Source organism: Trueperaceae bacterium (genome assembly GCA_036381035.1).
GTDB lineage: Bacteria > Deinococcota > Deinococci > Deinococcales > Trueperaceae > DASRWD01.
Genome location: DASVDQ010000021.1, coordinates 140,819 through 151,743 on the forward strand (window position 1 = coordinate 140,819; position 10,925 = coordinate 151,743).

Here is a 10,925-nt window from a genome sequence, read left to right on the forward strand (position 1 = left end):
GGCAGGATGGAGATGAACAGAGAGTCGAACCTCGAGTCCCCCAGCAGGAGGAGGCGCGGCGCGGCGCTCGCGGTCCGCCTGGCCCTGGCGCTCGCCGCCGCCTCAGCAGGCGCGTTCGCGACCGCGCAGCAGGGCGGCAGGGCCGTCGTGTCGTTCCAGGTGGACGTCAGCACGCTCGACCCCGCCATCGGCTACGACTGGCAGAACTGGTCGATCATCAAGTCGATCTTCGACGGCCTGATGGACTACGAGCCGGGCACGACGAACCTCAAGCCCCACCTGGCCGAGAGCTACACGGTCTCGGAGGACGGCCTCACCTTCACCTTCACGCTGCGCGACGGCGTCAAGTTCCACAACGGCCGCGAGCTCGTCGCCGACGACGTGAAGTACTCGCTCGAGCGCGTGCTCGACCCGGCGACGCAGAGCCCCGGCCAGGGCTTCTACCTCACCATCCTCGGCGCCCAGGAGTTCATCGACGGCGAGGCCGACGAGGTCGCCGGGATCCAGGTCGTCGACGACCGCACGGTCCAGTTCACGCTGGCGGAGCCGGACGCCTCGTTCCTGCACAAGCTCGGCCTGAACTTCGCCCACGTGGTGCCGCGCGAGGCCGTGGAGGCGGCCGCCGGCGACTTCGGGCACCACCCCGTGGGCACGGGAGCCTTCAAGCTGCGCGAGTGGGTGCTCGGTCAGCGGCTCGTCCTCGAGCGCAACCCCGACTACTTCGAGGAGGGCGTCCCCTACCTCGACGAGCTCGTCTTCGAGATCGGCGTCGACCCGAACGTGGCGTTCCTCAGGCTGCAGCGCGGCGAGGTGGACATCCTCGGCGACGGCATCCCCAGCGCCCGCTACACCGAGGTCCTCGCCGACCCGCAGCTCTCGCAGCTCGTCGCCACCGGCGAGCAGATGCAGACCGGCTACGTGACCCTGAACGTCACGATGCCCCCCTTCGACGACGTCCGCGTGCGCCAGGCGCTGAACATGGCGATCAACAAGGACCGCATCGTGCGCATCATCAACAACAGGGCCGTGCCGGCGAACCAGGTCCTGCCGCCCCTGTTCGAGGCGCACGACGACGCGTACGAGGGCTACCCATACGACCCCGAGCGCGCCAGGCAGCTCCTCGCCGAGGCCGGCTACCCCGACGGCTTCGACACCGTCCTCTACGCCTACAACGTCGCGCCCAACGACCGCATCGCCCAGGCGATACAGGCCGACCTGGCCGAGATCGGCGTGAACGTCGAGCTGCGCACCCAGGCGCAGTCGACGGTCATCGAGGCCGGCGGCGCCGGCGAGGCCCCGATGATCTGGTCGGGCGGGATGGCGTGGATCGCCGACTACCCCGACCCGAACAACTTCTACTGGCCGATCCTCGCCTGCGCCAGCAACATCCCCGGCGGCTGGAACTGGGCGCGGTACTGCAACGAGGAGATCGAGGAGCGCGCCGCCCGCGCCGACGCGATGGCCCGCGAGGACCAGGCGGACGAGCGCACCGAGGAGTGGCGCCAGATCTTCCTCGACATCATGGAGGACGCGCCGTGGATCCCCATCTTCCACGAGCTGCAGGTCAGCATGCACTCGACGCGCGTGACGGGCCCGGAGGGCATCTTCACCGACCCCATGCACATCCCCGTGCACTACGAGATGGTGCGGATGGCTGAATGAGCGACCACGGCTTCCGCACGATCCACGAGCGCCATCACCACTTCGGCTGGGACAACTCGCTCGAGCCCGTGCTGCGTGTGGAGCCGGGGCAGGTCCTGGAGCTCGAGACCGTGGACTCCTCCGGCGGGCAGCTCAGCGAGCGCTCCACCGCCGCCGACGTGGGCAAGCTCGACTTCGGCAGGGTGAACCCGGTGACCGGCCCCGTCCACGTGGCGGGGGCGGAGCCGGGCGACGCGCTCGTCGTCGAGGTCCTCGACTTCGCCGAGTCCGGCTGGGGCTGGACCGGCATCATCCCCGGCTTCGGGCTGCTGGCCGAGGACTTCACCGAGCCGTGGCTCAACGTCTCGCGCTACGACGCCGGGCAGGTCGAGTTCCTGCCCGGCGTCAGGCTGCCCACGCGGCCGTTCCCCGGCACGATCGGCGTAGCGCTGGCCGAGCCGGGTCTGCACTCGGTGGTGCCGCCGCGCGCCCAGGGCGGGAACATGGACGTCCGCGACCTCACCAGGGGCGCGAGGCTCTACCTGCCCGTGGCCGTGCCCGGCGCGCTCTTCTCACTCGGCGACACCCACGCCGCCCAGGGCGACGGCGAGGTCTGCGGCACCGCCGTGGAGACGGCCATGAAGGTGCGGGTGCGCCTCGACCTGCTCAAGGGCGCCGGCTTCTCGGCGCCCCGCTACGAGCTGCCCGCACCGGCCGCGAGCGAGCCGATGCCCCAGGGCTTCTACGCCACGACAGGCGTCGCCCCCGACCTCATGGTCGCGACGAAGGACGCCGTGCGGGCGATGATCGACCACCTCGGGCGCGAGTACGGCCTCGACGCGCCCACCGCCTACGCGCTGTGCAGCGTCGCCGTGCACCTCAGGGTCAGCGAGGTCGTCGACATGCCGAACTGGGTGGTGTCCGCCGTGCTGCCGCGGCACGTGTTCGTCTGAAGCCTGCGGCCCTTCGTCCCGTCACCGACTGTGAATAGTGGGACACAAGCGAGACCTGAGCCAGGTCACAACTGATACTCAGAGCGCTTGTGTCCCGCTTATCTGTCGAGACTGCGACTAGGGCCGTCAGACTGTAGTTGGCAGCCTCGTTGGAACTGTCGACTCTCCAGTCCAAGATCGTTTTGCAGCCACCGTGACCGCCTCTGTTGACTGTGAGATGGACCTGACACCCGGCAAGCCGGAACAAGACAGGATGGAACACGAATAAGACGGAAAAGGACGACATAAGACGAGATGCGTCCTAGACACACAAGATGACAACGGACAACGCAATGTGTCACGCAATAGGACCAGGCAACACCCATGAGCCCGGTCGAAACCGGAACGGCGATCGAAACGTCGATAGCCAAGTGAAGCCTATAGGCCTCCGGGCTCTCTGATTAGGAACCACCGTGATCCCCGGCCAAATCCCTCTTGACCTACAAGGCCGAACGACCGTAGTTCGGCGAGAGCCGTGCGCGTCCGGCGGGCTTCGAGCTCCTCTCGCGAGCGTCCGTCGACCCTGGGTCCTCAAGTCGGCCCCTGCGCACGGCTTCGCCGATGGTCTTTCGGATCTCATCTCCATCCAGATCCGAAGGCTCCCACCCGTCTAGCGGTTGGTTCTCCCACCGAGATGTTCCGTGCATCCGCTCGAGAAGCATCTGTTCTCTCTCGTGGTGTCCCATCTCGAGGGTGGTGTTGCCGACTCTCTTGTATGCCTTCCCCCTGTACTCATACGGTCGAAGCTGACCGTTGCCTACTGACACCGAGATCACGCTTTTGCCAGACGGCAAGTCAACACTCTCGATGGATGGCAAGACGGTTGGCTCGATGAAGGACAGCTCGGCTGACAGTTGCTCCAATGTCCTGTCAGACACGTCTTGCCCCGTGATGTCGCCGTTCGGTGCGACGCCGAACAGGACGCGTCCGCCGGACCCATTGAGCATTCCAGTCAGCGCTTTGCACGCGTCACTACGTTGGCCGGTCGTCCTCTTGAACTCGAGCGACGACGACTCGCGCTCAGCAACGATCTTCTCGAGTTCGCGGAGCGTCACCTTGCCTCCAGTTGAACTCATCTTCGCTTGGGTGGTCGCAAGAGGCTCGTAACATACTAGTCCGGCTACCTAGACAGACTGCAGTTGTCGATGGTCATCTCTTGGACACCCAGGCCATCGAAGCGAAACGCGAAGGGGCCCCTCGTGGCTGTTCTTTGGAGGCTCACACACTCGATCCGAAATGAACCCGGCAGTCGCTCTGTTCTGGTCTGCGTCTACTGGCTTCAGAAGCGTCGTGGCGCCTTGAGTTTGCACGTTCAAACTAGCCGTCCTCGTGCTCACTAAGCGCGTCGCCTGCCTGGCATCCGAGAGGTCTTGGTTGTCCGCCGGCAGGTCCACCCGGCCTAGCGGGGTGGACGCTTCCTTGTGGGCTACGGCCGCAGGAAGAAGATGCCCAGCGCGCCGCCCGCGACGATCAGGTAGATGGGGTGGACGTCGAAGCGCAGCGTCAGCACGAACGCGGCCAGGGCGATCAGCCACAGCGGCCAGTTGTTGAGCCACGTCGCCGGCGCCCCGAAGGCGCTGGGCGCGAACTGCCAGACGACGATCGCCAGGAGCGCGATGACGACGGGCCTCACCCCGCGGAGGAAGCCGCCGATCGCCGGCACGTCGCGGAACCGCAGGTAGGCGGTGAAGAGCAGGACGATCGCGACGATCGTCGGCGCGGTCAGGCCGATGAGGCTGACGGCGGCGCCGACCGGCCCGGCGATCTTGTAGCCGACGTAGCCGGCCATCTTCGTGGCGATGGGCCCGGGCAGCGCGTTGCCGAGGGCGAAGGCGTCGAGGAACTCCTCGGGCGTCAGCCAGCGGTTGATCTCGACGACCTCCTCCTGGATCAGGGGGATCATCGACGGTCCGCCGCCGAAGCCGAACAGCCCGACCTTCGTGAAGGACCACAGGAGCCTCAGCGTCTCGGCGAGCAAGGCTGCGGCTCCTCCCTCGCGGTGCCGACCGGCCCGGCGTCCGGCACCCTCAGTTCAGCCCGTCGCGGTCGAGGAGGGCCTCGGCCTCGGCGTCGCCGGGCAGGGCGTCGAAGCGGCTGCGCAGCACGGCCCGGCGCTCGGGCCAGCGCACGCTCTGCTGCTCGAGCGGCTCCGTGAGGACGAGGAGCAGCTCGAAGTGGCCGCGCGAGTGCGTGCTGCGCATGACGTGCATGTCGAGGTCCAGGGCGTCCTCGATGGCCGGGGGCACCGCCAGCACCGCCTCGCGGTCGCCCTTGAGCAGCGCCATGGCGACGTCCGAGCGCCGCCTGCCCTCGCCGAAGCTCACCCTCACGCCTCGCGGCAGCGCGTGCTTGAGCACGTGCGCCTGCACCTCGAGGGCGCGCCGCTCCGGTCCCGGTCGTTCTCGTCTGACGTCGTCGCCTGTGGTGTCCATCAGTACGCCTTCGCGAAGAGTACCTTGCGCGGGTAGCCGCTGGGCCTGCCGGTGTGGACGCATACGGTGCCCTCGGCGCTGGGGCCCTCGAAGGGGATGCAGCGCACGGTGGCCTTCGTCAGCTCCTGGATCTGCCTCTCGCTCTCCTCGTCGCCGCAGTGCGTCGCCCACACGAACCCGTGCTCGACCTTCTCGGCGAGCTCGTCGAGCGTCTCGGCGGTGTAGGTGTGGGCCTCCATGAACTCCTCGGCGCGCCGGTAGAGCGCGTCGTGGAACGCCTCGAGCCTGCCGGGCATGCCGGCGGCGACCTCGGCCAGCGGCACCTGGGCCTTCTCGCCCGTGAGCCTGTCCACGACCGTGGCCGCGCCGGCCTCGAGGTCGCGCAGACCGACCTCGACGCGGAACGGCACGCCCTTCTGCTCCCACTCGTTGAACTTGCGTCCGGGGCTCAGCTCCTCGCGGTCGTCGAGCTTCACGCTCACGCCGCGCTCCCTGAGCTCGGCGGCGAGGCGCCGCACGGCGTCCAGCACGCCCGCCTTGCCGGCGTCGTCGCCGGCCCGGTAGATGGGCAGCAGCACGACCTGGTGGGGGGCGAGGCGCGGCGGCATGATCAGGCCCTTGTCGTCGCCGTGCGCCATGATCAGCGCGCCGATGAAGCGCGTGGACAAGCCCCAGGAAGTCGTGTTCGCGTAGGCCTGCTGGTTGTTGACGTCGTTGAACGTGATGTCGAAGGCGCGCGCGAAGTTCTCGCCCATGAAGTGGCTGGTGCCCGACTGCAGCGCCCTGCCGTCCCGCATCATCGCCTCGATGGTGAGGGTCTTCTGCGCCCCGGCGAAGCGCTCGCGCGCGGTCTTCTCGCCCATCACCACCGGCAGCGCGCCGAACTCGCGCGCGAACCGGGCGTAGATGTCGATCATCTGCCTGGTCTCGGCCAGCGCCTCCTCGGCCGTGGCGTGGGCGGTGTGGCCCTCCTGCCAGAGGAACTCCGTCGTGCGCAGGAACGGACGCGTGCGCAGCTCCCAGCGCATGACGCTGCACCACTGGTTGTAGAGCAGCGGCAGGTCGCGGTAGCTCTTCACCCACTTGCTGTAAAGCACGCCGAACAGCGTCTCCGACGTGGGCCGGACGGCGTAGGGCTCCTCGAGCTCCTTGCCGCCGGCGTGGGTGACGACGGCCAGCTCGGGCGCGAAGCCCTCGACGTGCTCGGCCTCGCGCTCGAAGTAGCTCATGGGGATCAGCAGCGGGAAGTAGAGGTTCTCGTGCCCCGTCTCCTTGAACATCGCGTCGAGGTGACGCTGCACGTTCTCCCACAGCGCGTAGCCGTACGGCCTCAGCACGAAGCTGCCGCGCACGGGGCTCAGGTCGACGAGCTCGGCGCGGTAGACGATGTCGTTGTACCAGCCTGAGAAGTCGTCCTCTTGACGTGGCAATGCCGGCGTCTTCGACATGGCGCATCACGATACCAGCCGGCAGAGCCCTCCCGACGCACAACCGTCGCCCGGCCGGGCGGCGGGGCGCCCCGGGAAGCGAGCGCTGGCGCGACGACGGGCCTCTGCCGAGCGTGGCGGGCCGGGCGTCAGGTGACCAGCACGGGCGCGTCCAGCCGGGCCACGACGCGGTCAGTGACGCCGCCCGTCACCTGCTCGAGCCAGCGGCTGTACCTGTAGCTGCCCATGACCACGAGGTCGGCGCCCACGCGCTGCGCGGCGCGGACCAGGCCGGCGTCCACCGGCCCGCGCTCGGCGATCAGGTCGGCCTCCACGCCGAGGTCGCGCAGGAAGGCGCCGGCCCGGTTCAGCACCGCGTCGGCGGAGCGTCCGCGCTCGGCGACGTACGCCACGGCCGGCCTGCCGCCGTGCGCGAGGGCGAGGTACGCGACGGCGAACAGCGCGATGTCGGCGCGCTCCCTGCCGTCGTAGGCGAGCAGGGGCCTCGCGGCGACGACGGCGCCGCCGCGGGCCAGCAGCAGCGGACGCGGGCAGCGGTGCAGGAGGGTCCGCACCCAGCCGGTCGGACGCCCCCGCGGGCGCGCCGCGACGACGACGTCGGCGTACGCGGCCCGCGTGAGGATCGCCTGCACGGGCTCGCGCTCCGACATCGCGATCTGCCCCTTCACGCCGGCGGCGGCGCAGCGCCCCTCGAACTCCTCCCTCACCGCGGCGGCGGCCGCGTCGCGCGGGTCGGCGCCTAGGTAGAGGGCGAGCAGGCGGGCGCCCTCGCGGGCGGCCAGGTCGAGGGCCGGACCCAGGGCCGCGTCGCCGTCGCCCCGCTCCATGACCACGAGCACGGCCTCGACGAGGTGCGCCAGCTCCCGCTTGACATCGCGCCCCTGGCGCACCGCCGACCGCAGCCTCTCGACCTCGGCCCGCAGGTCGAAGCCGGTGCGGAACCCCTCGGCGAGCTGCGGTCCCTCGAGGCTCCAGCCGAACTCCCTCTCGAGGCGAGCGCGGTGGTCCGACAGGAACAGGTAGAGGTCGGTGACCGTGCGTCCCTCGAAGCGGGCCAGGAGGTCGTGCTCGACGATCGCCTCGGCGACGGGCAGGTAGACGGTGTCGTACCAGTGCGCGACCGCCTCCTCCCACGAGACCGGCCGCTGCTCGTCGATGCCCATGAAGTAGCGGTGCACGCTGATGTGCTCGAGCAGCGACGGGTAGCGCAGCGGCTCGGTCAGGCGCAGGTCGGCGCCGGGCCTGAGCTGGTCGATGCCCGTCTCCTCGAGGAACGCGGCGTAGCTCCCGGCCAGGGCTATCGCCTCGGCGTCGGCGTCGGGCCCGAGCGGCACGCGGCTGTAGACCGGGGTGACGTAGGCGTTGATCGTCCTGGCACCCAGTTGACGCGCGACCGAGACGCGGTGGTTGCCGTCCTTGACGAAGTAGGCGTCGCCGATGCGGTAGAGCTCCACGGGCGGCACGCCCTCCATGCCGGTCATCGCCAGGCGCACGCCCACCCACCGGCCCTTGTCCTCGTCGACGAGGGGCAGGAACTCGCGCGTGAAGTCCTGGTAGCGCCCGACCGAGCCGACTATGGCGTCGAGCGGCACGTCCTGGAGCGTCGCGCCGGAGCCCTCGACGGCGTGGAGGCGGCGCCTCACCTCGTCGTAGGGCAGGAGCTGGGCGTCGGACGTGCCGAGGAGCTTGGCCACCACGGACCGCAGAGCCGCGCGGCGCCTGGCGCGCTGGAAGTCGGATGCCGCGGAGGCGCGCGTCTCGGTACCGTCCGCCATGCCCACCATGGTCTCACGAGGGACGCCGCCCGTGCTCGCGGGGCGTTAGCTTGCTCCATGGCGCCGCCGCGGCGCCCGGAGGAACATGCGCGTAGAGGTCTTCTCCGACATCGCCTGCCCCTGGTGCTACATCGGCAAGACGCGCTTCGAGCGGGCGCTCGAGCGCTACGAGCACGCCGGCGAGGTGGAGGTCGTGTGGCGGTCGTTCCAGCTCACGCCCGACGCCCCCGTCTCCGACCCCGGCCTCACGGTCGACCACCTGGCGGAGAAGTACGGCGTCTCGCGCGACGGGGCGCTGGCGATGATGGAGAGGGCGACCAGGGAGGCCGCCTCCGAGGGCCTGGAGTTCCACCTCGACGTCGCCCTGACCGCGAACACGTTCGACGCCCACCGCGTGACCCACCTCGCCGCCGCGCGGGGCCTGGTCCGCGAGGTCATGGAGCGACTCATGCGCGCCTACCAGTCCGAGGGCGCGAACGTCGCCGACCGCGAGACGCTCGTGCGCCTCGCCGCCGAGGCCGGCCTGCCGGCGGACGACGTGCGCGACGCGCTCGCGTCGGGCGCCTACGCCGACGCGGTGCTCGCCGACCTCGACCTCGCCCGCCGCTACGGCGTCACCGGCGTGCCGTTCTTCGTCTTCGACGCCTCCGCCGCCGTCTCCGGCGCCCAGCCCACCGAGCTGTTCCTCGCCGCGCTGCGGCAGCTCGGCCCGCAGCGCCGGCCGCCGCGAGTCGTCGCGGACGCGGAGGACGCCGCCTGCGGGCCGGAAGGCTGCTGAACGCCGCAGCGGCGGCCAGCCGGGGCCCTCTGCTATACTCCGGCCGACATGGCGCTGCGGATGATGCACTCCAGCCCCGTGACGGGCTGAGCCGACGCTCAGCACCGCGCGGGGCGCCGTGCTCACAGCCGGCGCCCTTCTTCTTGTCGCGAGGAGGGCGCGGCCCGCTCAGCTAAGGAGCCGCATGGTGGACGAAGGCACGCCCCAGAACCGCATCGTGCTCGACAGGCCCGAGGACCTCACGGTCGCCGCCCCGGGCGAGCAGGACGAGCCGGAGAGCGTCCCGGAGCCGGAGCCCGAGGCCCGGGCGCTGGAGCGCGGCACCTACTACGCGACCACGCCGATCTTCTACGTCAACGCCGCGCCGCACCTGGGGCACGCCTACACGACGATCCTCGTCGACGTCGTCACGCGCTTCCACCGCCTCAAGGGCGACGACACGTTCTTCCTGACGGGCACCGACGAGCACGGCGAGAACATCCAGAAGGCGGCGGCCGCGCACGGCAGGACACCGCAGGAGTACGCCGACGACGTCTCGGCCCAGTTCCGCTCCACCTGGGACCGTCTGGGCGTGCGCTACGACGACTTCATCCGCACCACGGAGGAGCGCCACAAGCGCGTCGTCCTCGACGTGCTGCAGAAGGTCTACGACGCCGGCGACATCGTCTTCGGCGAGTACTCGGGCCTCTACTGCGTGAGGTGCGAGCGCTTCTACACCGAGAAGGAGCTCGTCGACGGCAAGTGCCCGCAGCACGAGATCGAGCCGGAGGAGCGCACCGAGGCGAACTACTTCTTCAGGATGGAGAAGTACCGCGAGTGGTGGCGCGAGACGCTGACCGCGAACCCCGACCTCATCCGCCCCGAGCGCTACCGCAACGAGGTCCTGGCGATGCTGCGCGAGCCGGTGGGGGACCTGTCGATAAGCCGTCCGCGCAGCCGCGTGCCCTGGGGCATCCCGCTGCCGTGGGACCAGGACCACGTGGCATACGTGTGGTTCGACGCGCTCATCAACTACTACTCGGCGCTGGTGTCGCGCGGCACGGTGGAGCGCTACTGGCCGCACGTCGAGCACTTCATCGCCAAGGACATCCTCAAGCCGCACGGCCTGTTCTGGCCGATCATGCTCAAGGCCGCCGGCATCCCGCTCTACAAGCACCTGAACGTCCACGGCTACTGGCTCAACGACGAGCGCAAGATGAGCAAGTCGCTGGGCAACGTCGTCAGGCCCCTGGAGATGGTGAGGCGCTACGGCAACGACGCCTTCCGCTACTTCCTCCTGCGCGACATGACGTTCGGGCTCGACGCCAGCTTCTCCGAGGTCGCGATCGCCGAGCGCATCAACTCCGACCTCGCCAACGACCTCGGCAACCTGCTCAACCGCACGCTCGGCATGCTGCAGCGCTACCGGGACGGCGTCGTGCCGCCGGCGCACGACATGGAGCCCGTCGACGTCGAGCTCAGGCAGGCCTTCACCGACCTGCCGGCCAAGGTCACGCGCCAGTTCGACGAGCTGCAGTTCGACAGGGCCGTCGAGTCGGTGATGGAGGCGGTGCGCAAGGCGAACAAGTACATCGCCGACGTCAAGCCGTGGGAGCTGGCGCGCGACGAGTCGCTCTCCCAGCGCCTCGACACGGTGCTGAACACGCTCCTCGAGGCGCTTCGGGTCGCCAGCATCCTCCTCGACCCCATCATCCCGGCCAAGGCCCACGAGCTGCGCAAGCAGATCGGGATACGCAACGCGCCGTTCGACCTCTCGAACGCCGCCCAGTGGGGCCTCATCCCCGTCGGCACGCACACGGCGCCGGGCGAGCCGCTGTTCCCCAAGGTGGACCTCGAGGCGCTGCAGCGCGAGATCGAGG

Annotated in this window: 9 protein-coding genes; 4 read left to right on the forward strand and 5 right to left on the reverse strand. The window is 69.7% G+C overall.

Annotation, left to right across the window (positions count from 1 at the left end; all coding sequences use genetic code 11):
* The first annotated feature begins 6 nt into the window (after positions 1-6).
* Both VF202_03010 and VF202_03015 read left to right on the forward strand, forming a co-directional pair.
* On the forward strand, positions 7-1,662 hold the full coding sequence (locus VF202_03010; protein ID HEX7039066.1) for an ABC transporter substrate-binding protein: 1,656 nt from the start codon (positions 7-9) through the stop codon (positions 1,660-1,662).
* On the forward strand, positions 1,659-2,594 hold the full coding sequence (locus tag VF202_03015; GenBank protein ID HEX7039067.1) for an acetamidase/formamidase family protein: 936 nt from the start codon (positions 1,659-1,661) through the stop codon (positions 2,592-2,594). The genes VF202_03010 and VF202_03015 overlap by 4 nt, the downstream gene beginning before the upstream one ends.
* Before the next feature lie 479 nt (positions 2,595-3,073).
* On the opposite strand, the gene VF202_03020 is transcribed toward VF202_03015, so the two are convergent.
* The 5 genes from VF202_03020 to VF202_03040 form a co-directional block, all read right to left on the reverse strand.
* Positions 3,074-3,688: an ATP-binding protein gene (locus VF202_03020; GenBank protein ID HEX7039068.1), complete on the reverse strand. Its 615-nt coding sequence runs from the start codon at positions 3,686-3,688 to the stop codon at positions 3,074-3,076.
* Between the two features lie 371 nt (positions 3,689-4,059).
* Positions 4,060-4,611, reverse strand: coding sequence for a chromate transporter (locus VF202_03025; protein ID HEX7039069.1), 552 nt, complete (start codon positions 4,609-4,611; stop codon positions 4,060-4,062).
* A gap of 49 nt (positions 4,612-4,660) precedes the next feature.
* A complete protein-coding gene (locus tag VF202_03030; protein HEX7039070.1) occupies positions 4,661-5,065 on the reverse strand; it encodes a hypothetical protein in 405 nt (134 codons plus the stop codon).
* Positions 5,065-6,495, reverse strand: coding sequence for a proline--tRNA ligase (gene proS / locus VF202_03035; protein ID HEX7039071.1), 1,431 nt, complete (start codon positions 6,493-6,495; stop codon positions 5,065-5,067). The genes VF202_03030 and proS overlap by 1 nt, the downstream gene beginning before the upstream one ends.
* A gap of 146 nt (positions 6,496-6,641) precedes the next feature.
* The gene (locus tag VF202_03040) at positions 6,642-8,288 is read right to left on the reverse strand and encodes a universal stress protein (protein HEX7039072.1); all 1,647 of its coding nucleotides are present in this window, start codon (positions 8,286-8,288) and stop codon (positions 6,642-6,644) included.
* 85 nt (positions 8,289-8,373) lie between these two features.
* Here VF202_03040 and VF202_03045 point away from each other — a divergent pair, with 85 nt between their 5' ends.
* Positions 8,374-9,066, forward strand: coding sequence for a DsbA family oxidoreductase (locus VF202_03045; GenBank protein HEX7039073.1), 693 nt, complete (start codon positions 8,374-8,376; stop codon positions 9,064-9,066).
* A 187-nt stretch (positions 9,067-9,253) separates the two neighbouring features.
* Positions 9,254-10,925: methionine--tRNA ligase (gene metG, locus VF202_03050; protein ID HEX7039074.1), on the forward strand; the 1,672-nt coding region annotated here is incomplete at its 3' end.

Bases quoted from the DNA above. Each gene is read 5' to 3' on its own strand.
- VF202_03045 (HEX7039073.1), top strand. From the start codon at position 8,374: ATGCGCGTAGAGGTCTTCTCCGACATCGCCTGCCCCTGGTGCTACATC.
- VF202_03040 (HEX7039072.1), bottom strand. From the start codon at position 8,288: ATGGCGGACGGTACCGAGACGCGCGCCTCCGCGGCATCCGACTTCCAG.
- VF202_03015 (HEX7039067.1), top strand. From the start codon at position 1,659: ATGAGCGACCACGGCTTCCGCACGATCCACGAGCGCCATCACCACTTC.
- VF202_03010 (HEX7039066.1), top strand. From the start codon at position 7: ATGGAGATGAACAGAGAGTCGAACCTCGAGTCCCCCAGCAGGAGGAGG.
- VF202_03030 (HEX7039070.1), bottom strand. From the start codon at position 5,065: ATGGACACCACAGGCGACGACGTCAGACGAGAACGACCGGGACCGGAG.